Here is a 22,116-nt window from a genome sequence, read left to right on the forward strand (position 1 = left end):
CGGCCGGCGGAAGGGCTGCGCGCTCCATTGTGAAGCCGACGGTTTCTAGGGTTGGCGCCCTTTGCACCTGGTGGGGTCTGCCCATGGCTGCCACGCGCCGCCTGCTGCTCACCGGCGGCAACTCCGGCATCGGCTTCGAGGCGGCGGTGCGGCTGTGCCAGGCCGGCCATTCGCTCACGCTGCTGTGCCGCGATGCAGCAACGGCCGAAACAGCCCAGCGGCAGCTGGCTGAACGTGCCGGTGGTGGCACGGCGCCGGCGGTGGCCGTGTGCGACCTGGGCGATCTGGAGAGCGTGCGCGCCTGCGGGCAGGTGCTGCTGGCGCAGGGGCAGCCGATCGACACGTTGGTGCTGAATGCGGGCCTGCAATACGCCGGCGCCAAGACACCACGCCTGACGCCCCAGGGCCATGAACTCACCGTGGCGGTGAACCACCTGGGCCATTTCCTGCTGGCCCAGCAGCTCACGCCGTTGCTGCTGGCGGGGCAGACGCCGCGCCTGGTGGTCACGGCGTCGGAAGTGCACGACCCGCTCACCGCCGGCGGCAAGGTGGGCTCACCGGCGGGGCTGGGCGATCTGGCCGGCCTGCAGGCGGGGCAGCCGGTGCTGATGGTGGATGGCAGCAGCTTCGATGCCGACAAGGCCTACAAGGACAGCAAGCTCTGCAATGTGCTGTTCGCCCGTGAGTTCGCGCTCCGCATGGAGGAGGCCGGCACGCCGCTGCCGGTGCTCAGCTGGAGCCCGGGCCTGGTGATCCCGCCCACCAGCGAGGGCGGCTTCTGGCGCTACAGCCGCCAGAGCAACGAACTGGGCCAACGCCTGTTCGCCTTCGCGGCCCGCTCCGTGCTGCGCCTCACCGAAAGCGTGGAAACCGCCGGCGCCCTGCTGGCCGCCCTCTGCTGCGACCCCGCCTACGCCGCCAACGGCTTCACCTTCCACCGCAACCGCGTGGTCGGCCCAGGCCGGCGCGTGTTCGAAGCGAGCGCCACCAGCGTTGAAGGGCAGGACCTGGAGCTGGCGCGGAGGTTGTGGGTGGCGAGTGAGGGGGTGGTGGGGTGAAGGCGCCGGTGGGTTGGGGAACAGGCGTGACGAAAGGCTCAGCTGCTGCATAGCCCGTTGCTTGGTGTGCCTTGTCTCGAGCACCCACACCAGCTGTCCATCGGCCCTCTGACCTGCGACGTACACGCTCCAGAAGCACCTCGGGAAGCCAGCCCGAATCTCATGCAGTCGATGACTGACTTGCCAGAAGGGCGGCGCCTTGTTTATTCAAAAGATGATGAACTCCGGCTCGCTCACCTGGATCTGTCGCTGAGCGAGATCGGTTCACACCAGCGTGCATCTCGCCTTGGCGGTGCTTGTACGGCAAATTGACGGCCGCATTGCAAAGAATGTCATCAATGAGATGTAAAAACTTTCGTTCCCCTATTCTATGCAAACCCTTTCTCCTGTATCTGTTCCATGGCTTCAGCCAAGGGATCAGCGGAAGAGCCCACCTTGGCGCTCAACTCATACATCCAAGCAGAGATTACGCGGTTAGCGGCCAGTGAGAATATCGACAAGTCCCTACTAGAGGGCTTTGCTCGGTTTGTTGTGGCTACTCACAAGAAGAAGGAGCCCAAGCCACCGAAGACAGCAAAGCCAGCCAAGCCAAAGCCACTCACCATGGCTCAGCTCAAAGAGGCAGTACTCAAGCACTTTGGCTGTGCTGATGTAAAGGCGCTGAGGGCCAACAAGGATTTCCAGATGGCCATGGCGGGAGAGGACCTGCTCTTGAAAAGCCGCGCCGATTGGTTAAAGCTCTACCGGCAATGGATCGGCGTTCCGGAAGACGAACGCTCGCTCACTGGCCCTACAACGATCAATGGAATCGATGTGCTCGAGAATTTCAGGCCGTGGATTGCCTTTGGCCTTGATTCACAAACGGCCTCCGTCGACGACGTGAACGAGGTGTTCAGATCGCTCGCCAAGATTCATCACCCTGATCACGGTGGAGATCCCCGCGTGTTTCAGCAAATCCAGGTGATGAGAGACACCCTGTTGGCCTACTTCAAATAAGTGACGACCATTTCAACTGCCATGCGAGAACTTCTCACGGATACGGAAACGGCAGAGCTGCTGGGCATCAGCATGAAAAAGCTCTATGTGGTCGTCGCGTTTTTTGATCGGCACGGGAATGATGAGTGGGATCTGACGGCAGGCGAGCATTTTGAATACGCATCGGGCAGTAACCGCACCACCAGCAGTCGCTTGTTCTACGAAGAGGGGGTCACGGTGATTGCTGCCTATCTGAAGGAGAAGTCCGGCAGCAACATCTTCAGTTTCGTGAAGGAGTTGTTTGTGGAGGCGATCACCAAGCGCAAGGCCAAGATGCGGCAACTTCTGGTGGAGCGCCGAATCATCCAGGAAACCTTGAACGACAACAGTGTGCTGATCGCCAATGATCTGATCTATCTGCATCGCAACAAGGTGATCAATGTGCTCAAAACCAATGGCAAAGGGCTGAACAATTCACGCAAGCGGCAACTGGGATCCGATTCCTACACCGGCACTGAGCCATTGAAGAAGGGAACCCATTTCGATGAGTTTGCCGGTGTGGAGCACTGGAGCCAGAAGGGAATCGGCCGCCTGGCCATCGATATGGCTGAGAACAGCAGCGTTTCCAAAAGCCGCAAGGCGTGGCTGAGTGCCGTGTCTGAAGTGGTGGAACCCTGCCTGGAGCACCGCAGGAAGTTCCTGGAATCCTTCGATGCCCATGTGAGCAAGGCGAAGGAGGCCGCCAAGAAGCTGGCCAACGGCCGCTGCGCGATCACCAATCGCGTCCAGAAGCCCACCACGGATTTCCAGCTCGATGGCCATCACTTGTTTGACCTCAACACCCGCAAAGATCTGGCCACCCGGCTGGAGAACATTCTGGTGATCGAGAGAAAGATTCACCTGGAGTTCCACAGCTGGCACGGCAAGGAGTCGTGCAACCCCCAAGACTTCCTCTCATTCCTCACCGAACGACAAAGCCACCATTTCGCCGGGCCTTATGGAACAGAGCGTCTACGCAAGCTGATGACGAGATTGGAGGGGCTTTATGTTCAGTACAAGGATCATATGAATTATAACTTGTGAGATATCTGGGTTTGAGAATTGCCAGTGCTTGGCCAGCAGGGAGTGTATGGAGGTGTAAGTCATGGGCTTGTGGTGGTCTGTCCGTGAGAAGTGCTTGTTCGGCCTCCCACACGGCGCCAACGAGTTGAGTTCACGCCCAGTCCTGTAAACAGCATCCACTCGAGCTTGCTGACTGGCTCCCTGTCACAAGAGCCGCGTATCGAACGTGAACGCTTCATCACTGCTGACGCGTAGTCGCTGCGCTTCTGGATGCCGAGGATTGAGCAAGACGTTGCGTTCGACCGTGATGACGGCGGACGGCACGTTCAATGCCGCAGTGCGCCCGCTCGTGAGCCACGACGACCCGAGTGTTTGCAGCGATGCTGGAGCTGGCACCGAATGCCAGCCCTCCGGCAGCGAGTCCATTTCGATCACTTCTGTGGACAGGTCATCAGGGAGCTCGATGGCGAGCAGTCTTAAGTCGGCCGGAGCCGTGAGTGGATCGACATGCACGAGCACCTCAAGCGCCGCCAGCGCCGCAGAGGTGGCGGTGTAGACGATGGGATGTCCTTTGGCGTGCCAGCGTCCTGAGGTGTGCATTCCGCCGATGCCATCGAGCGCTGTGTCCACGTAGGGCCTGCGGCAGATCCGCCAGACGCGCATCAGCTAAAGATCCCGTAGTTGAGGCGCAGCAACACGTCTTCCACCTGTCGCGCGCCGATCTCAGTGTCCAGAAGATCGAGAGGCCTCTCGCAGCCCAGTGCACGGTTGGGAGTCTTCAGCCACACGCGGGCCTTGTCGATGGAGCCAAGCACCTCGACGGCCTGCGAGGCCGCCCTTGCCACCCGATAGAGCCGATCAGATTCCTGGGGGTTGAGCTGTTGCGCCTCCTTCCTGCGGGCGATGGTTCGAGGGGGGATCCCGAAAACCGCTGTGAAGTGCTGCGGGGAAATTTCGAGTTGCTTGGTGAGCGCGACAAACGCGGAGAACGGCAGTCCACTGCGGACAGCATCGCGAACCTCAACCAAACTGGTTGCTTGCAGACGCAGGATTGAGGCCGGTCCTCCCTGGTCAGGGCTGGAGGAGAAAGGTGCCAGCGATGTCTTGCTTGCCATGTGGCAATGTTAGCGCGGCCATCTGGCGTTGTGGTTGTTGCGGCTTGTTGGGCCTTCAGCATTTCTGAGGCCCATGGCCATCGCAAGCTGCACCCTGAACCTCTTGTCAATAGGAGCAAAGCAAGATGCAAGAGCAGGCCAGCGTTTAGGCGTTCGGATAGTTCAACGACTGAGGAGCTACTTTTCCTGCTGGCGATTGTTGCCGAGTGCTCCGCTTTTGTTGTCGATTCCCTCATGGGCCAACGCGTTCAAGATCAGCGGCGGCTACTTGTTCCATGCATTCAACTGTAACCTTATGCCCCGCCCGCTGTATCTTGACGTTAGCCGTCTCACTGGCGCTTTCAGTGACCAAGAACCTTAGCAAGAATAAAGACTCCATTCTTTGGGAAGCCCACGCCATGTTCCTCTTCATCGGCCAAAAACACAAGTGCATGCTCCGGTTGGTTAGATATCCAGGCCTCGTACTTGGCAACCCAGAGAACTAGGTGAGCCTCAAGTTGAGCAAGGAACACTGCAAGCTTTCCTAAATGTCGGTGAGAAGGCGGAGCCGCCCGAAAAAAGCGGTCTGTACGCAGCCACTCAAGGAGAGATTGGTTGAGAGGGCGGAACGTGTGAACGGTAATCGCTCTTATCAACGCATGAAGCTGCCTCTCCTCCTCGTTCATTTCTGCATAGGTCGCGACAAACAGCCGATCAACTCCTGGGGGTAGAGAAGATGTTTCTGGTAGTCGTCTCCTCAGCTGAGCAGCAAGGCGTTTGACAAGTTCCCGTTGAGCCGAATACGCCGCGTCTCCAGCTCGCAACAATGCGTAGAGCTCCGTCAGCCGACTCCTGCGATCTCTGGCTGTCTCACGCACCTTGAGAATCAACTCGGCTGTCGTTTTGCCTACGAAGCCCAGAGCAGCGATGAATGCCGCAAGGAGCGCTGGAGCAGCCCAAAAAGGTTCGGTAGGAGTTGCCACGTCCGAAGTCCCCACGCGTACAGTGTAAGGCTAACGCTCAGCATCAGCGGCGGCGCGAAGCACCGTCCGCTGTATGCTGTTGTTAGGCCGTCATGTCTAATTCAACGACTTAGCAAGCGTTCTCGTGCGCCGTTGTGAACGAGCGCCGATCATGGACGTAACTGCCATTCGTGCTGAAATCTATCGGTCGAGGCGAACACGAAGCCGCCGGGCGCGCTCACGAAAAGCGGCTTCGCCGCCTTCAAGGATGTCGCAGACAGCCTTGCGGATTGATGCATTTTCGAGCCCCCCCGCCACATACTTGATTAGCGGCAGGCCACCTGATGGATGCGGGCCTGCTTCGGCGACGATAATCTGATCCGCGTCGGTATTGATCACTAGGTTAGCGTTGTGGGTGACCATGATCACCTGGCGCTTTGCCTTCGCCTCAATGAAGATCGTGACCAGCTCGTCGAAAACGGACTTTGGATCAAGATTCTCTTCCGGCTGGTCGATGATCAGCGGCCGATCATCGGTATCGTCGAGCGCCAGATATAACAACAACAGTACTATGCCGCGAGTGCCCGGCGAGAGCTTGCGGATGTCGACGCCGTCATAGGAGATCTCGTACCGGACAGTTATGTGGTCGGTGCCGAAGAGCCAGTGCGCGAACTTCTTCGTCCAAGCCCGGTATTCTGCTTGCTGTGTTGGCGCGTAAGTTGCATGGGACAGTAGGTCCTGTGAGTACTTTCCTATGAAGTCCGTCATGGCGGCTTGGACCTCGGCCGCCGATCCGGTCTCCCACGCTGGCATTAGGGCATCCGTGGCTGCGGCAATCAGAGAACCGCGCCCGTAGAAGGGGCCGGCTCTGCGTCGGTCGAGAAGCTCTTCCTCAGCGAAGGTGCCCCAGGACTGGACGTCGGCGATCCGGCGGACTGAGAAGCTGAGCTTCTTCAGCGTTCCCGAGGCGGCCGCCAGGCGCGCCATCAATGGCGCGTAAAGCTCAGCCAGCGCATCCTGCCCCTTGATGGTCGCCTCGAATACGCGCCCGTAGCTGCCGTCACGCTCGTTCTGCAGGTCTTTGCGTCGAGCCGCGGCGCCTTTGGCATCCGCAAGGCGAGTCTGCAGGGTTTGAAGCGCCGCATTTTCCTGCGCGATGCGTTTAGTGAGCGCCGTATATTGATCGCGTACCAGCTTGTCTGCGCTGAACAATGCTTCCAGCCGCGTCATCTCGGCGGCAATCGGCGCTAGCGGCAGTGTTGAGACATCAGACGCATCGGAGATCAGCGAGACATTGGGATCGCCGGGTGGCGGCGGGACGCCCTGAAGTTTGCGGATCTCTCCATCTGCCCAGGTTATATAGGCTGTAAGGCTCTTGTCGACGTCGCCCCTGTAGATCAGCAGGAAATCGTCCCATTGCGTGGTACTGAGCCCGCTATTGGCGTGACGCGCCTTCGCCTGCCGCAGCATCTCCGGCGCGCCGGTTATCCGCATAGAGCGGACCTCGTCCTGTAGTGCTACGAAGGTGCGGCGCTGATTCCCGAAATTCTGAATGGTACTGCGGAGCTTCTGAGCGGCTTCGCTGAGCTGCGTATGTCGGACTATCTGAGCTTCGGTGCCCCTGACGACTAGCTTGGCGCGATCGGCAGTGTAATCGCCGAGGAGTTTCTTCTTCTCCCCGACCTGCTTGGTCAGCGAGGCGACGAGGCGCTCCTTTTCGAATTCGGTTGCGATGCGATCCGAGATGTCCGCGATCGCCTGGGCCTCACGCTCACGCGCTTGCTGGAAGCGCACGGTTCGCTGTTCGCGCAGCTCTGCGAAATCGAGCGCCCATTCTCGATCGTCCTGCGAATGTGATTCGAAGATCACGCGTTCGATCTCGTCGACCAGGCCGTCACTGACTCCTTTGGCCGAGCACAGCTCCTCGACAAACTGCTGGGACAGATAACGCGCGCGCGGAAACGACATATGGCCGTTGGCATCGCTGCCATCGAGCGCGCGCGTGACCGTACCGCCTCCGCCCCAGGTCAGCGTCGTGGTTGCGTTACCGATTAGCCGGCGCGCACGCGCAAGAAATGACGGGCTGATGTTCTGATCCGCGTCCCATCCAGAGGGCGCGATCGCATCGCAACCTGAAGCGATAACGTCGGCTAGGGCGGTCTTTCCCGAGCCCCGAGCACCAATGATGGCGACGAGGCCCGGGTTGAGCGGGATGTCCGGTGTGCTTGCCCAATCCGCATTGTCGATCTTGATATGCGAGATAACCTGAGAGGGCATCGCCGAGCGCGGCGGCTTCTCGCCGACATAAGCGCGGCCTTCTGGGTCGATACAGGCCTGCCGGAGAGCATCGAACTCCAAGGCGCCCTTTATCCACGAAAAGCGGTTATCGACGGGCTGGCCCACCGATTTCTGGTCATGGGAATCGCTGCCATGGAGGCAAGGCTTGCAGCCGTCGTAGCGCGAACGGAGCTCCTCAATCGTTACTCCGCGTTGTCCAAGCCAGAATTCGCGTTGCGCCGGACTACTTGAAAAGATTATGTGCGCAAACTTCTCGATCTCCTGGCGGATCGTTGTGTCGGCAGCCTGTCGCAGGCCAGACGTGCCGTCGCCGGCCGCGCCGGCGACGGCGATCAGGATGTTCTTCTTGGCCCATTCGCTGTCGTGTATAACCTTGCGCAGTTGGTCGAAGTTGACCTTGAACTGGGTCGCACCGTGCCGGAGTGCCGCGCCGTCGTCGACGATCGTGCGGTCGGACCGCTTCCCGAGCCTGATCAGCTCTTCGCGCGAGCAGTCGAAGCAGTCGTTATGCGCCCAGAATTGTAGGCGCTTGAGGATGCGTTTCAACTCCGAAAGATGATCGGGATCTTCGGGGCTGACAAGCAGATGTACGTTCACGAAGCCCGTCTTAGCCGCGACGTCGAGGCGCAGCTCGATGTTTGGGAAGAGCAGCGAAACGCCGGGCAGTCGGTCGTCAGCCTTGTGCTTGAGGAGTTCCTCATAGGTGTCCGTGACATAGTAGTCGGTAACGGCGATAGCCTCAATCTGAGGCGACAAGCCTTCAAGCGTCGTGAGGTAGACGTCCCAGGGCTCGGCAGCACCGAACTGATTGTTGAGAATGGTGCCGGGCGCATGGATATGCGGCTCCCATCGATGCCATTCAGAACCGCGACTGCTCACTTCCGTCTCCAGAATGTGGTTTATTCTCGGCCACTAGGTGCCGCTCCAATAAGAAAGTTGCATAGGCCTAACAGTAATTGGACGGTTCCTGTAACCACCCTTACGGAAGCAGGCTTGACCGAATGAGCACCCCGACCATCTGCGCCTGTAACGCCAAAAAACCTGTCACAGCAAGAAGCTTTTGAAATGCCAGTCGAGCGCGTTCCATCTTATGTGGATCCGCTAACAAAGTGTTCGCCCCGCTGCTGAATGGCCATCACTCATTTTTCCCGCGCCTTGTACGCAATGGCGATAGGCGCATTCAGATTTACATCCTGGCCCCACACAGGCCACCCCGTGAATCGCAACTCCGCCCTCGCCTGCACGCAACTGCCAAGCGGAACGCTTAACTCACCACCCTCAATCCCCCACTCCACCCACCACCCAAAACCTCTCCCCAAACACCCCCGTCACCACCACCGGCTCTTCGCCAACCCCCTCCAACTCCTCCGGCCCCAGGTGCATCACCACCCCCCACTGCCCGTCATCGCGCTGAGCGGGCACTGCCTCGGGGTTGGCGCCATCGGCCTCATGCGTAAAGAACACCGGCGTGGTGCCCCAATCGCCGAAGGGCACCGGCGGTAAGTGGGCGGCTTGCTCGGGTTCGCCGGCGTACACCCACACCTCCTGGCCGTCCACCAACCGGCGGCGCAGCCGTTGGTATTCATTTGGCACGTCTTCCAGTAGATCGAGCCGCGCCAGGCCGGCGGCGTCCACGCGGTAGAGCTCGCCGTGCAGCAGCGGCGGGGGTGAGGTGGGCGAGTCGGGCGCAGGCGCGGGCACCGGCACGGCCATCGGGTAGGGGCCCAGGTTGTGCATCGCCATGCCCTGCAGGCGGGTGCGGCCCAGGGCTTCGGCGCCCACCAGCCAGTGGTGGTTGGCCTGGCCGCGCTTGAGCGTGCCGTACACGAACACCAGATGGGTGGGGTCGGCGGCGCTCATGGGGCTTGAGTGGCGGGCGGGCGCTGGCGGGTGAGGTTGAAGCGGCTGAAGTCGAGAAAGCGGTCGCCGTCGCCCTGGTCGAGCACGATGTCTTCGAAGGTCTCATCGGGCCGCAGCTGCGACGCGGGATAAGACATGCGTGCGAACACCGGGCTGCGCACCGTTTCGTCGATGCCGTGGAACGACACCAGGATTTCGCCGTGGCGGGCCTTCAGCTGCTCGACCTCCAGCCCCGCCAGCGGGCTGTGCTCATCGATCAGGTGCATCACCGTCCACATCAGCCGGAAGTGAAACGCATGGTTGCGCACCAGCTTGAGCGTATGCACCCGCCGCATGCGCTGCCCCTCCGTGCTGTACTCGTCCATGCCGAGGAACACGTTCAGGTGCCCCTCCACCAGGCTGTTGTGGTGCACGTTCGCCATGCGGAAGGTGAGGCACGGCACCCCGTTCCACGGCTGCACCGTGGCGATCTCGCTGAACAGGATCTCCGCCTTGCTGCGTGAAAAGCGGGCGAACACCAGCCCGGTGGTCACCGCCGTGAAGATCAGGCTCACCAATCCCTGCAACGTCACCAGCAGATGCACCGTCAGCGAGCGGGGGTGCAGCACCCCATAACCGATCGTTCCGAGCGTCTGCACGCTGAAGAAAAAGGCCTCGCTGAAGCCGGCCACCGAGCCTTCCGGCACGCCGCCGATGCCGGCCGGATCCAGCAGATACAGCCCGGCGAACAGCAGATTGATCGCCAGATACCCGGCCGCGATCAGCAGCAGGAAGCCCCACCATGGGCACGACAGCATCAGCCGGTAGGGCTCGCGCCATAACGAGAAGATCTGATCGATCTCGTCGGTGCGGTACACCCCCTCTTCCCGCTGCAGGTGGATCGGCTTCAGCCGCCGGGGCCTGGCTTGGGGACGGGAGCGTGGGCGGGAGCGGGCCATGGTGCGGTGCGATGGCGTGCGGCAGGAGGGCGCAAGCTGTAGCCCGCCAGCGGGCAACTTTCAGGCCTCAGCTGTGGGGTTCGATCCCCCAGGCCTCCCGTATCACAGGATGACTGACTTCCCAGGCATGCTCCATCGGTTCGATCGGCGCCGTGCGGTTGCTGGGCTCCAGATCACGCGCCTGCATCACCTCGCGCAGCGCCTGGCGAAAGGCGTTGGTTTCCTGCAGCAACTGATCCACCGCTGTGCTGCCGCCCAACGCCTGGCGCATCGGTTCATGCCCAGACGACAGCCGCAGGCTGGAGAGATGGTCGTCGATCCAGGCCCATTCATACAGCAGCATGGCGTCGCTGCAGGCGTTCAGATGCTGGCGGTAGCTGGCGATGTGTTGCTCGACGGCCCCACTCAGCGCCGGCACCTTGCCGCCTGTGGAACCAGCCGCCAGGGGCTCAGCCGGTGCCGCCTGGCTGCGGCGATCAGCCTCGGCCCGTTCTTTGAGCCGCCCCATGATCTCGCGCAGATAGCTCAAGAGCGTTCCGGCCACTTGCCCTGCAGCGTAAGCCATCTGCCGCTTTCGGCCCTTCAGCCGGGATCCACCGGCAGCCCCTTGGCAGCTAGCGCCAGGCGGCGAGCGAGCAGCAGCGCGGGATAGAGCAGACGGGTGCGATCCGGGTTGCCAAAGATCACCTGCAACAGCCTTAACAAGCCGTCACTGGGCTCCAGTTCACTGCACAGTTTTGCCACCGCGTCAGCGCCGTGCCAGATCCGCTCTCCCTCCATCAACACGGCACCGGTTGCCAGGTTGAATCCCTGTTGCTGGAGTGCATGTCGGAGCTCCGCATCGGCGCGGCCGTCAATGATCGTGAGCCGGGGCACTCCTCCGCGCAGCTCACTTGTGCTGGCGAAATGGCGGCAGAAAGGGCAGCCACCGTCATACACCAACTGCAACGCTGGAGTGTGGGGATCGGCGCTCACTGGGCAACTTCCAACAGGTCCGATCTTAGGAAGCAGGGGAGAGCGGTCGGATTGGGCTGGCTGAAAGGAACCCTCTGGCAAGCGATTGCCTCGTGTGGCTATATTGACCTTGTCTTACACAACAACCCCATGCTCACCGGATCTGATCTCCTGGCGAAAGTCAAGGAGCTTGGTGATGTCGGTAAATCCGAGCTTGTGCGTGCCGCTGGGTACGTCAGCACCAAAAAGGACGGCAGCGAGCGTCTCAACTTCACGGCCTTCTACGAAGCCCTGCTGGAAGCCAAGGGCGTCAGCCTCGGTTCCGCCAGCAGCAATGGCGTTGGTCAGGGCGGGCGCAAGCTCAGCTACGTCACCAAGGTCCAGTTCAATGGCAACCTGCTGATCGGCAAGGCCTACACCGCCATCCTCGGTCTGCAGCCCGGCGATGAGTTCGAAATCAAGCTCGGCAAGAAGCAGATCCGCCTCGTGCCCGTGGGTGGCGAAGAAGCCGACGAATGAGCTCCAAGGGGGTGGCACAACGCCCCTGATTCCGTCGCCTCCCCTGTCGCTCCTTGCGGATCTGGTTCTAGCGCTGGCCCATGCGTTGCTTCTAGCCGCGCGTTTTTCCTTCGTCTAGATCTGCACCGGTATGCAGCTACCCCTGCGCTGGTTTGCTTCTACCCCTGCCGTTCGAACCATTTCTGGCGCCCATGCCTGAAATGTCTCGGGCGGCATTTCCTTTGTTCAGGTCTGATTGCAGCCTTTGGTGCTGCAGCATCGACACGTTGGTGTGATCGCTGGCCGGCGAGCTCTGAGGATGGCCGCCATGGAACATCCACGCGTTCGGTTCTCCTCCACCCGCGCACCCTGGCTGGCGGCTCTGGCCGCAGCGGCCCTGCTCAGCGGCTGCCAGGGGCAAGGCCCCGAGGCGCCCCGATCCGATGGCCCCCGCCCCAGCTGGGAGGTGCAGACCCTCGCGGATCCGGGCCTGCCGCGGCGCTCCGAGCCCGAGCTGGCCCGCTGCGCCGCCGCCATCGGCCTGGCGCCGGAACGCAACCAGCCCGCCGATCCCACCAACTTCGGCGAACGCCAGCCCGCTGATGCCTTCGGTCGTGCGGTGCCGGCCGGGCCCGCCCTGATCGTGCTGCACGAAACCGTGATCGATGAAGCGCAGACCCTGGCCCTGTTCCGCACCCCGCACCCCAACGACAACGACCAGGTCAGCTACCACCTGGTGATCAACCCCGCCGGCGATCGGCTGCGCATCGTTCCCGATGCCAACCGCGCCTATGGCGCCGGCATGTCGGCCTTCGGGGATTTCACGGTGCGGATCCGGCCCACCTCAGTGGGCTCGGTCAACAACGTGGCGCTGCACCTCGCCCTGGTGTCACCCGCCGACGGCCGTGGCGACACCCCCGGCCACTCCGGCTACACCGATGCCCAATACCGCTCCGCCGCCGCCCAGGTGCTGCTGTGGCAGGCGCGTTTCGGCATCCCGCTCAGCCGCCTCACCACCCACGCCGCCGTCGATCGCAGCCACTCCCGCTACGACCCGCGCAGCTTCCGCTGGGACCAGTTCATGGCCTACTACCGCCTGGCCGCCAAGGCCTGCGGCTTCACCGCCTACGACACCGAGCGGGCCACCTACTGATGGCGGCGACTTCGTAACGAAGTTCAAAGATTTCTGTTACGCTTTGCGAAGCACCTCGCTACCCACCCCATGACCAACAGCACCACCCCTTCCCGCTTCGGTTTCGTTGCCTTCGCCGAAACCTGGAATGGCCGTCTGGCGATGCTCGGCTTCGTGATCGGCCTCGGCACCGAGCTGCTCACCGGCCAGGGCATCCTCTCCCAGATCGGCCTCGGCTGAACCCAGGCCCACCCACTGCCCACGGCAGGTCGATCGCCTCGGGCGGTCCACCTGCCGTGGGCTTTGCTATTGGGAGCTGAGCCCTGCCTGATCCGGTCGCCCACGCCCCCTTCTCCCTGCTATGGCCCACGCCCTCTGCTTCGTTCTTCACGGCAGCGCCATCGGCGCCTCCAGCGGGCCGCCCCAGTGGTCAGAGCTGCTGGCCCAGCAGCACGAGGCGATCACGGAGGCCCAGTCGCTCAGGATTTTTCGCTGCCCCCCCGGCTGGGACGGTTCCCTCGATGAGCTGGTGAGTGCCGGCCGGGCCAACGCCGCCGGCGACGATCCGTTCGAAGCGTTGCCAGACGCTTCCGCCGAAAGCTCGCCGGCCCGGCGGTTGCTCTGCAACGCCACCATTCCCCGCTTCGCGGCTGAGCGTCTCTGGCTCAGCGTCTACGACCTCGAGAGTGCAGACGCCTCGCCGCAGGCGGAACCCCGCCAGCTGCGGCTGCTCGACAGTTTCCCGCTCGCCGCTGCAGCCAACGAAACCTGCTGGTTCTTCCCCACCGACGACGGCCGTTACCTCTCCTGCGCCACCAATGAACAGGTGCGCTGCCTGCCCGGGTTCACCCCCGAGCTGCGCTTCAGCGACACCCCCTTCGCCTACGACCGCGCCGGCATCAAGGTGCTGTGGTCGTTGATGGCCGATGAGGAAAGCCTGCGCTGCGTTGGCCTCACCTACGAGCGGCGCCGCGTGGATTTCCCGCTGATCGAGCGCCAGCGCTCCGTCGACACCACCTGGATGGCCTTTCAGGTGGACAGCCAGGCCGAACAACCTCTGCAGGTGACCTCCACGATCACCACGTACCAGGGCTGATCCGGGCCCTGCAGTGTTGAGCTCGCTGCAGGGTCATGCGCCATCAAAAAACCGGCCGGAGCCGGTTGATGGTTTCAGCTTCGATGCTCTCGATGGTGCGGTTGGGGCCCCGCTCAGCTGGCACGTTCAGCTGGCCTGGTTGTAGAGGCTCTCGAGCCGTTCGCGGCTGAGGTCGACGTACATCACCGAATCGCCTGGTTCCGGGGCTTCGGGATGGGGGCGGGGGGCTGAGGGAGCGGCGCGCCAGTCGGTCTGGCGGAGGTTCTGGCGCATCAGCGCAAAGGCGCCGCCAGCGATGGCCGCGAAACAGGCGAAGTAAAAGAAGGCAAACAGTGCGTCCATGGGTACATCCTTTTAGCCACTCTAGTGTGACGTTCTGTTAAGCGTGGCTCCATTCAGGCCTTGCTGTGCAATCCAGCCCTTCTGGCCGCTGGACGCCTTCGCCCTCTGGCCTCACTGCACGCTTTCGCCCTTCCGGCCGCCCTCGCCCACACGCAGTGGGCCGCCCAGATGCTCCAGCCAGCCGGAGCGGAACCCGGCCGCCCGCGCCGCCTCCCGCACCTCCCGGTAGCGCTCGGCGCCATCCGGGCTCACCACCGCCACGATGTGATGGCGGCTGGTGCTGTAGGTGCGGATCCAGTCGCGGAAGGCACCGGCGCTCATCACCGCGGCGGGCCGGGGATCCAGCACCAGCTGGCCCTGCTCCGCTGTCACGAAGAAATAGCGCTGCAGCAGGCCTTCACCACCCAGCCCCAGGGGGCGCAGCCCATCGGCGCTCACGAACACGAACAGCGGCTCGGTGCCCACGTCCCGCACCTGCGGCAGCCGCAACTGCACTGGCGGGCGGCGGGGCGGTTGGGTTCTCTGCGGCAGCGGTGTTGGCAGCGGCGGGGCTGGCGCGGCCGCTGCCGGCTCCCGTTGCTCAGGCGCTGACGAGGGCCCGCCTCGCACTGACAGCGCCATCACCACGGCCGTGAGCATCAGCACCCCCAGCACGTTCATGAACACGTCGATCAGGCTGTCGAACGACAGCTCGGTGTGCCCCTGACGGCCGCTGCGTCTCACCGCCATGGCGTGCGCGCTCCCTCGCCGATCGGCTCGTAGCCCAGCTGCGCCCCGGTGCTGCGCAGGGCGCCCACCAGCGGTTGCACCGCTGCGAAACAACTGCCGGCGACGGCGAGATAGATGTAGTCGGTGCGCACCGCCTCGGCGATCAGCTCCGGCGGCACCAGGCCCAGATCCCAGCGGGCGGTGATGCTGCCGTTGATCGGATCGTGCCGTTCCACCTGGCCGTCGCGGCAGAGCAGGAAGGTGGTGGAGCCGGTGATCGGCACCCCATCGGCGCTGTTGAGCGCCACCAGCGGGGACGACGCGGCGGTGGGCAGCTGCATCCACGGATCCGCGATCGGTTTCGCTGCCGCCGCCGCCGGTTTCGCGGTGGGCTTGCTGCGGGGCTCGACCTGGGCCGTGCGGCCGCGGTCCACCCCGAGCGAGAGCGCCAGCACGGAGATCACCAGCAGCACGATCACCATCACGGCGCTGAGGATGTCGAGGAAGCCGATCAGATCGATCGACGCGTGCCTACGGCGCCGGGCTGGTCTCATCACGGCTCAGGCGGGGGAAGAATCCGTCGTTGAGGGCTGTTTCGATTTCACCGGCCAGCTGGTATTCGCTCCGTTCGCTGATGCTCATCAGCACCATGCACAGCACTGCCGTGATGATGCCCAGCAAGGTGGTGTCGAAGGCGGTGGAGAGCCCGCCGGTCACCGCCGTGAGGCTCGACTTCACCTTGTCGAGATCCTCCACATTGGCCAGCAGACCGGAAAAACCACCGATCGAGATCGAGATGCCCAGCACCGTGCCGAGGAATCCGAGCATCGGCAACACCCAGATCATCGTGCGGGTCACGCCGTAGCCGTCTTCGATGTCGGCCTGGGTGAGGGCGATGTCGTCCTGATGCAGCTCGCGGGTGGCCCCGCGGGAGCGGGAATCCTGGAAGCAGCGCAGCAGCCGGCAGAGGCGATTGGCGATCAGGCTGCGGCGCTGGCCCAGCAGGATCAACATCGTGCGCACATCGGAATCGGCCGGGCGCAGATCCACCAGCCCGCGGGGCACCCAGTCGCGGCCCACCTGGCGCCGCTCCCGGCGGCACACGATCAGGCGCCGCAGGCAGTAATCCACCACCGTGATCGCGATCGCCAGCGTGATCGGCTGGGTCACGCCCCGCTCCAGCAGGAAGGCGCCCACGGCGCTACCGCGGTAGGGGGTGGCGGCAAATACCAGGGCCAGGGTCAGGATCACCCCCACCACGATCGAGAGCAGGGCGGGGCTGCGGATCCAGCGCCGCGGCGGCAGATCCAGCAGGGCAGGCGCGAGATCCTCGACGTCGCTGGCGGCCGGCCCGGGCGTGTCGATCATCGGCGGGCCATGGGACTCCGAGGCAGCGGCGGGGGCGACGGCGAATGGAGGCGGGCGCTGGTGCCGGCTTCGACGTTAGGGCGGACTCCCCTGGTGGTTGGCAGCGGCAGGCTGCCGCGCACGGGCCCCAACGCAAGGTCTCGCCCCCGGCCCCTGCACCGGTTTTCTTAGCCTCAGTCCATGACGGCCACCGCTCTCACGCTTCTGTACGACGGAGCCTGCCCGCTCTGCCTGCGCGAGGTGGCGTTGCTGCGCCGCCGCGATGCCGGCCGGGGCCGGCTGGCGTTCGTCGATATCGACGCCCCCGGCTACGACCCCGCTGCCTATGCCGGCATCAGTTACCGCGACGCGATGGGCCGCATCCATGGCCTCAGCTCCGATGGCACGGTGCTGCGCGATGTGGCGGTGTTCCGCGAGGCCTACCGGCAGGTGGGTCTGGGCTGGATCTATGCCCCCACCACCTGGCCTCTGCTGGGCCCGGCCGTCGACGCCATCTACCGGCTTTGGGCCGCTTGGCGGCTGCGCCTCACCGGCCGCCCCGACCTTGACACCCTCTGCGCCCGCCGGGCCGCCCACTGATCTCCGCGCCGGGCCGCCCGCTCAGCGCTGCGATGCTCTGCCTCAGCCCGTACCCCTAACCCGTTACCCCATGACTGATCCCTCCGTGCCACCCCTTACCGCCGCCTCGCTGCAGGCCCTGTTCACCAAGCCCTATGGACAGCCGGCCCCCACGCCGGAGCAGTGGCGTGCCGTGTATGCCGAGAACGTGCACTTCAGTGATCCCACGCAGGAGGCCACCGGCATCGATGCTTACCTCGCCGCCCAGGAGGGGCTGATGAAGCGCTGCGACGACGTGATGCTGCGCTCCGAAGCGGTGGTCGTCAGCGACCGGACCGCCTTCGTGGAGTGGGTGATGGGTCTGCGGATCAAGGGCGTGGAGTTTGTCTATCCCGGCACCACCCGCCTGCTGCTGGATGAGGCGGGCAGGATCGTCGACCACCGCGACTACTTCGACTTCGTGGGCCCCACCTTCGCCCCGGTGCCCGTGATCGGCCCCTTCGTGCGCTGGATGTACCGCCGCTTCGTGAGCTGAAGTTGCCCCGGAGCGGTGCGAGCAGGGGAAGGCGGCACAGACAGGGCTGTGGAGGGGGCCCATTGGTCCTGCCTGATCCTCAGCCTTTCAGCTCACTATGGGCGCTCAGCGGATCTTCAGTTCCTGCCTTGGGATTGGCTGAGTGAGTGATCGAGAGGGCAAAGCAGAATGATCAGGGACGGAAAAATTGATAGGCAGGCATGAGTGAACTATTAGAGAGAAGTGAGAAGCTCTTGGCTCATTCTGTGCTTGACCCTTATCTACAAATGAGTAAAACTAGCGCTCATCTCAAGGTGCTTCAGATTGCAGCCTTGCCTGGCCATTGTTTGTTCTCTCTGATTCCGGTGGACCAGCACCCAGCTTCAGCCATGGGCCAGGGCTTTGGATCCGTCGACCCGGGTTGCGGACCCCTGACCCCACCCCAGGAGAATCCGCAAACAGGCACTGCGGGCATTGATCTTGCGGCCGCCCCTGCGCCTTCTGGGACAAACCCATACATCCCGGCCCATCGCGATCCTGGCTACGAGGCGCTCGTATATCGCTGCAAACTCGAACTGCAAGCCGAGCGCAAGAAGGCTGATCAGTTCCTTTCGCCATCCTGTACAGAGACGAGCGGCAACAATCCCGCGTGAACCATCGGCGGGGGTGTGTCGCGCCACTGCCTACCGGCAACCCCACGGCCTGCCGGCGACCCCACGGCCTGGCCGCCTCAGAACCCTGAGCCGGGGGTCTGCAGGAAGGCGAGTTCTTCGCTGCTGGAAACTCGCGCGAGGGAGTCGTTGCGGTGCGGGAAGCGGCCGAAACGGGCGATCACCTCAAGGTGGCGGCGGGCAAAGGCGGCAGTGCGCGCATCGGTGAACTGCTCGAACAACGGGCCGGCCGCCTCTTGAACGGCCAGGTCTTCCGCATGCATCAGCGGCATCAACCAGAACTGCCGCCGGGCCTGGTCGGTTTCGGCCGCTACCCAGCCGTTCGCCACCCCGCTCTGGCTGAGCGCCAGGGCCGCACCATCGCCGCTGAACGCCATGGCGGAGCCCCGCCAGATCTGGCGGGGAAACTGATCGAGCAGCAGCACCAGCGCCAGGCCGGTGTGCGGCTGCCGGCCCCAGGCCGCCAGCTCCCCGGCCACCGCCTGGCGGGTGAGGCCGATGAACTGCTCCCGCACCTGGTGGTCGAAGGCCGGATCCTTGAGGAACCATTGGCTGGGCGACGCGGCTTCAAACCAGAAGGCCAGTACCTCCGCCCCCAGCTCCTCGGCAGCAGCAGCCATCAGCCTTCAGCAGTTGCCCGCATCCTGATCGGCCGGCTGGGGCTGCAGATCCTGCGGCCCCTCAGATGGTGATAGGTCGTTATTCCCACTCTTTACAGTCGGTTTCCGCGAGCAGCTGAGGATCAAGCTCATGCGCCTTGGACTCTGTCTGTCGGGCCTGTTGCTGCCCTCCTGCCTGGTGCTGATCAGCGGTGATGCCCTGGCCAGGCCCAGCACCGAGTCCGTCGCCCAGTCTTCGGGCCAGCCGAGCGATCCGGCGGCAGGCCTGCAGCTGGATCCGGCCGCCTTTCGTGCCGTGATCGGCCAGCCACCGGCTCCCGCCAGCCAGGCGGAACGCGACGATCTGGCGATCCTGCGCTGGAACCAGCGCACCCGCACGGCAGAGGGAGTGTTACTCAGCTGGCACTTCCTCAACCGCAATCTCAGCGTGTTTGATGCCGCCATCGGTACCAACCTGCAGGACGCCTCACCGACGCTTTACCAGGGCCTTCCTGCGTTCCTCAGCCGTGCCGACACCCTCAAGAATCAGCTCAAGAACGCCGTTGCCCGGCCGCGCCCCTTTCTGAGCCACCGGGATCTCAGGCCCTGCCTGCCGCTGGAATCGGGTTGGTCGTTCCCCAGTGGCCATGCCACCTGGTTTGCCACGGCGGCCCTGCTGCTGGCCGATGTCGTGCCGGAACGGCGGGAACGGCTGCTGCTGGTGGGCAGCCAGGGGGGCCATGTCCGTGCCTACTGCGGCGTGCATTACCCCAGTGATGTGCTGGCGAGCCAGCGCCTGGCCAAGGCGATCAGCCAACAGGTGATCGCGTCTCCCCAGTGGCAGGCGTTCCGGCAGCAGGTGGCGCAGGATCGCCAGCGGCTGCTGGTGGCCCCGCCTGCCGGTCTGCCGGTGCTCACCTACGCCTCAACAGATAGCGAGGGGCTCTAGCCCTCCGCCGAGCCTCAGCCGTGACACTCGCAGCCGCAGCCGGCGTGGCAGGGTTCACCGTTGGGGTGGCCACTGGCGCAGGCGTCGCTGCAGAACAGCAGGGCGCCGTTGCGGAAGGGGGTGTCGGCCTTCACGCTGCAGTGGCAGCCGGGGCAGGCGCACTGGGTGGTGGTGGCTTTCTCCAGGGTGGCATTCATCGCCTTTCCGCGAGCAGGTTTCTGCCTCCACTCTGCTGCCGCTGCCGCCCAGCTGCTTCATTCTGAAACCGGATGGAGCGGCGCCATCGCCGTGCAGAGGCTGGCGGCGGGCACACAACTTCATGGACGAGTGTGTCTGTGCTTCTCCGCACCTGGCCATTGCGCGGGCCGCAAGCGGTCGCAGCATGACGAAACCGAAGCACCAGGATGTTCCGACCGTGCTGCATACCATTCCGCTCCTGGCCGCCACCTGTCTGGCGGGATTTGCGATGTTGCAACTGCTATTCAGCGCTGGCAATTGGTAGGGGGTGCTGGATTTTCTGACAAGAGAACGGACAGATTCAAGCCCAGCCATGAAGGCGTGGTGCGGAAGCTGGAGAGTGCGCTCTGCATCCCCATCACCGGATCCCCTTCCCATCGCTACGGCTGGCGATGGGCCTCTCCGTCACGTGCGTTACCACCGGCACCTCTGCTCCGCGGCCAACGGACACCGCCGCTCCCACCAGCCCGAGTGCTGCCGCCAAACGAAACGCCAACTGCTGCGCCCCCAGAAAGGCCTCCAGCTGGGACCCGCCAAGCCGCGCACCCACCTCCCCCGCCAGTGCTGCTTCTGCCCCTGCTGCGCCGAGGCCGCTGGCGAGCAGTGATGCCGCCAGCGCCGCCCCGATCGCCTGTCCGAAGTTCCGAGCCATCGACAGGAAGCCGTTCGCCACACTGAGGTGCTCGGCAGGAACCGTGTTGAGCGTGGCGCTGTTGTTGGGGGGATGGAAGAGCCCGCCGCCCATGCCCAGCAGCACCAGCGGCCAGACAATGCTGGCGGTGGAGGCGTCGGGACCCAGCCAGGACAGTCCGACCAGGCCTGCACTGATGCAGAGCATTCCTGCTGTGCTGAGGGTTCGCGCACCGATCCGATCGCCCTGGCTGCTGACCGTCAGGCTCGTGGCCGTGAGAACCAAGGAGAGCGGCACGATGAGCACACCCGCCATCACGGGCGAGCGTCCCAGCACAAGTTGCGCATACAACGGCAGCAGGAAATAGCAGGACACCGCGGCAACGAAGTAGAAGGCGGCAGCCACCGAGCCACAGGTGAAGGCACGCCGTCGCAACAGTTCGAGATTCAACAGCGGTCTCGGCAGGCGTCGCTCCACCTGCACGAACAGGGCCAATGCCACCACGCCGCCCAGCAGGATCGCCAGGCTGGCTGGTTTCAGTCCAGCCTCGGAGAGTTGTTCAATCACCAGGAAGGGAGCACTGGTGGCCACGACTGCCAGCACGGCACCCGTCCAGTCCATGGCGGTGCGGTCCAGGCTGCGGGGGCGGGCCTTGAGGATCCGGAGGCTGAGGATCAGTCCGGCCAGGCTCACCGTGAGGATCACCAGAAACAGGGAGCGCCAGCCGAACTGGCCGATCAGCAGGCCGCCGAGCACCAGCCCCGTGACCTGAGCCAGCGCCAGGATCGAGGCATTGACGGCCATGGCTTTGCGCCGCTCCTGCTTCGGGAAGACGGCGGTGATCTCGGCCATCACGTTGGCCAGCACCAGGCCGCCGCCCACACCCTGGAGAACGCGGAAGGCGATCAGGGTTTCCACCGTGGGCGCCAGCGCACACAGGACCGACGTCACGACGAGGACGCCCATGCCGATCACGACGATGCGGCGGCGTCCCCAGATGTCGGCCAGGCGGCCGGCCGGCAGCAGGGTGACCGTCACCGTAAGCATGTAGGCGACGATCACCCATTTCAGAACCGATAGGCCAACGCCGAACTCACGCGCCATCGCCGGCAGGGCGAGTGTGACGATGAACCCATCCATATAAACAACGAAGTTGCCACATTCCACGGCGGCCAGGGTCCACCAGCGATCGGGATTAGGCGGGGGCGTCTCTGTTTGTGTGAGGGCAGCTGGGTTGTCTGAGACCATGGCAGTGTGTGCCCTGATAGAGAAGCCTTCGTTGCCTGACTCTAAAGGAACGTGCTGGTCGTGGAAGGCAGCGAGCCGCTGCTGAAGCATTCACAGGGATCGATAGCCAGGGCCCGACCGACCCTATGGTCGAACGATCATGCAGGTGGACGGGATTGGCAGGGACCTCTGTCTGCACGTGGTGATGAGAGCCATCGCCCTTTTCTGTCTTGTCGTTGGGTTGGCAGGATGAAGGATTGTGCCGTTGGCGAATGCTTGACCATCACCTTCGCAGGGGTCCATGCGCCCCATTCCCATCCCCATTTCTGCCCTGGCCCATGACCGATACCGGAATCCGCCGGCTGCCACGCTTGCTCACTTCCGT

The 22,116-nt window shown here is 63.8% G+C and carries 26 protein-coding genes; 11 read left to right on the plus strand and 15 right to left on the minus strand.

All coding sequences use genetic code 11. From position 1 onward, the window contains the following. The first annotated feature begins 83 nt into the window (after positions 1-83). The 3 genes from ACWJI3_RS05640 (at position 84) to ACWJI3_RS05650 (ending at position 3,116) form a co-directional block, all read left to right on the plus strand. Positions 84-1,058, plus strand: coding sequence for an SDR family NAD(P)-dependent oxidoreductase (locus ACWJI3_RS05640; RefSeq protein ID WP_480203145.1), 975 nt, complete (start codon positions 84-86; stop codon positions 1,056-1,058). Between the two features lie 399 nt (positions 1,059-1,457). Next, positions 1,458-2,054 (plus strand): J domain-containing protein, encoded by a 597-nt coding sequence (locus ACWJI3_RS05645; protein WP_480203146.1) that lies wholly within the window; start codon positions 1,458-1,460, stop codon positions 2,052-2,054. 21 nt (positions 2,055-2,075) lie between these two features. Then, the gene (locus tag ACWJI3_RS05650) at positions 2,076-3,116 is read left to right on the plus strand and encodes a hypothetical protein (protein WP_480203147.1); all 1,041 of its coding nucleotides are present in this window, start codon (positions 2,076-2,078) and stop codon (positions 3,114-3,116) included. A 183-nt stretch (positions 3,117-3,299) separates the two neighbouring features. Here the strand turns inward: ACWJI3_RS05650 and ACWJI3_RS05655 are convergent, their stop codons facing one another. The 8 genes from ACWJI3_RS05655 to ACWJI3_RS05690 all read right to left on the minus strand — a co-directional run bounded on the left by ACWJI3_RS05655 (position 3,300) and on the right by ACWJI3_RS05690 (position 11,222). After that, a complete protein-coding gene (locus ACWJI3_RS05655; protein ID WP_480203148.1) occupies positions 3,300-3,758 on the minus strand; it encodes an RES family NAD+ phosphorylase in 459 nt (152 codons plus the stop codon). After that, the gene (parS, locus tag ACWJI3_RS05660; protein ID WP_480203149.1) at positions 3,758-4,210 is read right to left on the minus strand and encodes a type II RES/Xre toxin-antitoxin system antitoxin; all 453 of its coding nucleotides are present in this window, start codon (positions 4,208-4,210) and stop codon (positions 3,758-3,760) included. The genes ACWJI3_RS05655 and parS overlap by 1 nt, the downstream gene beginning before the upstream one ends. 341 nt (positions 4,211-4,551) lie before the next feature. Then, positions 4,552-5,172: a hypothetical protein gene (locus ACWJI3_RS05665; RefSeq protein WP_480203150.1), complete on the minus strand. Its 621-nt coding sequence runs from the start codon at positions 5,170-5,172 to the stop codon at positions 4,552-4,554. A gap of 180 nt (positions 5,173-5,352) precedes the next feature. Next, on the minus strand, positions 5,353-8,328 hold the full coding sequence (locus tag ACWJI3_RS05670) for a TrlF family AAA-like ATPase (protein ID WP_480203151.1): 2,976 nt from the start codon (positions 8,326-8,328) through the stop codon (positions 5,353-5,355). A gap of 399 nt (positions 8,329-8,727) precedes the next feature. After that, positions 8,728-9,309, minus strand: coding sequence for a gamma-glutamylcyclotransferase family protein (locus ACWJI3_RS05675; RefSeq protein WP_480203152.1), 582 nt, complete (start codon positions 9,307-9,309; stop codon positions 8,728-8,730). Further along, on the minus strand, positions 9,306-10,247 hold the full coding sequence (locus ACWJI3_RS05680) for an ion channel (RefSeq protein WP_480203153.1): 942 nt from the start codon (positions 10,245-10,247) through the stop codon (positions 9,306-9,308). The genes ACWJI3_RS05675 and ACWJI3_RS05680 overlap by 4 nt, the downstream gene beginning before the upstream one ends. Before the next feature lie 67 nt (positions 10,248-10,314). Next, positions 10,315-10,812: a hypothetical protein gene (locus ACWJI3_RS05685; protein WP_255100345.1), complete on the minus strand. Its 498-nt coding sequence runs from the start codon at positions 10,810-10,812 to the stop codon at positions 10,315-10,317. Between the two features lie 17 nt (positions 10,813-10,829). Continuing rightward, entirely contained in the window at positions 10,830-11,222 is a 393-nt protein-coding gene (locus tag ACWJI3_RS05690) for a DCC1-like thiol-disulfide oxidoreductase family protein (RefSeq protein ID WP_255100344.1), read from the minus strand. 129 nt (positions 11,223-11,351) lie between these two features. Here ACWJI3_RS05690 and ACWJI3_RS05695 point away from each other — a divergent pair, with 129 nt between their 5' ends. The 4 genes from ACWJI3_RS05695 to ACWJI3_RS05710 all read left to right on the plus strand — a co-directional run bounded on the left by ACWJI3_RS05695 (position 11,352) and on the right by ACWJI3_RS05710 (position 13,927). Next, positions 11,352-11,720 carry an AbrB family transcriptional regulator gene (locus ACWJI3_RS05695; RefSeq protein WP_094511449.1) on the plus strand — a complete coding sequence of 123 codons (369 nt, stop codon included), beginning with the start codon at positions 11,352-11,354 and terminating at the stop codon, positions 11,718-11,720. Positions 11,721-12,027: 307 nt separating this feature from the next. Further along, entirely contained in the window at positions 12,028-12,852 is an 825-nt protein-coding gene (locus tag ACWJI3_RS05700) for an N-acetylmuramoyl-L-alanine amidase (protein ID WP_480203154.1), read from the plus strand. Positions 12,853-12,921: 69 nt separating this feature from the next. After that, positions 12,922-13,071 (plus strand): chlorophyll a/b-binding protein, encoded by a 150-nt coding sequence (locus ACWJI3_RS05705; RefSeq protein WP_094511454.1) that lies wholly within the window; start codon positions 12,922-12,924, stop codon positions 13,069-13,071. 121 nt (positions 13,072-13,192) lie between these two features. Then, on the plus strand, positions 13,193-13,927 hold the full coding sequence (locus ACWJI3_RS05710) for a hypothetical protein (protein WP_480203155.1): 735 nt from the start codon (positions 13,193-13,195) through the stop codon (positions 13,925-13,927). Between the two features lie 126 nt (positions 13,928-14,053). On the opposite strand, the gene ACWJI3_RS05715 is transcribed toward ACWJI3_RS05710, so the two are convergent. From ACWJI3_RS05715 to ACWJI3_RS05730, 4 genes are all read right to left on the minus strand, one after another. Then, entirely contained in the window at positions 14,054-14,269 is a 216-nt protein-coding gene (locus ACWJI3_RS05715; protein WP_094511461.1) for a hypothetical protein, read from the minus strand. Between the two features lie 111 nt (positions 14,270-14,380). Beyond that, entirely contained in the window at positions 14,381-14,998 is a 618-nt protein-coding gene (locus ACWJI3_RS05720) for a hypothetical protein (RefSeq protein ID WP_480203156.1), read from the minus strand. Further along, positions 14,989-15,531 carry a hypothetical protein gene (locus tag ACWJI3_RS05725; RefSeq protein WP_480203157.1) on the minus strand — a complete coding sequence of 181 codons (543 nt, stop codon included), beginning with the start codon at positions 15,529-15,531 and terminating at the stop codon, positions 14,989-14,991. The genes ACWJI3_RS05720 and ACWJI3_RS05725 overlap by 10 nt, the downstream gene beginning before the upstream one ends. Further along, the gene (locus ACWJI3_RS05730) at positions 15,509-16,345 is read right to left on the minus strand and encodes a MotA/TolQ/ExbB proton channel family protein (protein ID WP_255100340.1); all 837 of its coding nucleotides are present in this window, start codon (positions 16,343-16,345) and stop codon (positions 15,509-15,511) included. Before ACWJI3_RS05730 ends, ACWJI3_RS05725 begins: the two co-directional genes overlap by 23 nt. A gap of 180 nt (positions 16,346-16,525) precedes the next feature. Between ACWJI3_RS05730 and ACWJI3_RS05735 the strand changes: the two genes are divergently transcribed. The 3 genes from ACWJI3_RS05735 (at position 16,526) to ACWJI3_RS05745 (ending at position 18,070) form a co-directional block, all read left to right on the plus strand. Next, complete coding sequence (locus ACWJI3_RS05735; RefSeq protein WP_094511471.1) at positions 16,526-16,924, plus strand: thiol-disulfide oxidoreductase DCC family protein; 399 nt, start codon at positions 16,526-16,528, stop codon at positions 16,922-16,924. 70 nt (positions 16,925-16,994) lie between these two features. Next, on the plus strand, positions 16,995-17,438 hold the full coding sequence (locus ACWJI3_RS05740) for a nuclear transport factor 2 family protein (RefSeq protein WP_255140895.1): 444 nt from the start codon (positions 16,995-16,997) through the stop codon (positions 17,436-17,438). A gap of 200 nt (positions 17,439-17,638) precedes the next feature. Beyond that, positions 17,639-18,070 (plus strand): hypothetical protein, encoded by a 432-nt coding sequence (locus tag ACWJI3_RS05745; protein WP_480203158.1) that lies wholly within the window; start codon positions 17,639-17,641, stop codon positions 18,068-18,070. Between the two features lie 77 nt (positions 18,071-18,147). On the opposite strand, the gene ACWJI3_RS05750 is transcribed toward ACWJI3_RS05745, so the two are convergent. Next, entirely contained in the window at positions 18,148-18,708 is a 561-nt protein-coding gene (locus tag ACWJI3_RS05750) for a DUF924 family protein (RefSeq protein ID WP_480203159.1), read from the minus strand. A 130-nt stretch (positions 18,709-18,838) separates the two neighbouring features. On the opposite strand from ACWJI3_RS05750, the gene ACWJI3_RS05755 reads away from it, so the two are divergent. Next, positions 18,839-19,636, plus strand: coding sequence for a phosphatase PAP2 family protein (locus ACWJI3_RS05755; RefSeq protein ID WP_480203160.1), 798 nt, complete (start codon positions 18,839-18,841; stop codon positions 19,634-19,636). 14 nt (positions 19,637-19,650) lie between these two features. On the opposite strand, the gene ACWJI3_RS05760 is transcribed toward ACWJI3_RS05755, so the two are convergent. Next, positions 19,651-19,833: a conjugal transfer protein TrbI gene (locus tag ACWJI3_RS05760; RefSeq protein WP_094511483.1), complete on the minus strand. Its 183-nt coding sequence runs from the start codon at positions 19,831-19,833 to the stop codon at positions 19,651-19,653. 398 nt (positions 19,834-20,231) lie between these two features. Further along, positions 20,232-21,752 (minus strand): MFS transporter, encoded by a 1,521-nt coding sequence (locus ACWJI3_RS05765; protein WP_480203161.1) that lies wholly within the window; start codon positions 21,750-21,752, stop codon positions 20,232-20,234. Positions 21,753-22,116 lie beyond the last annotated feature (364 nt).

Source organism: Marcopretia estuarina LEGE 06307, from assembly GCF_056633115.1.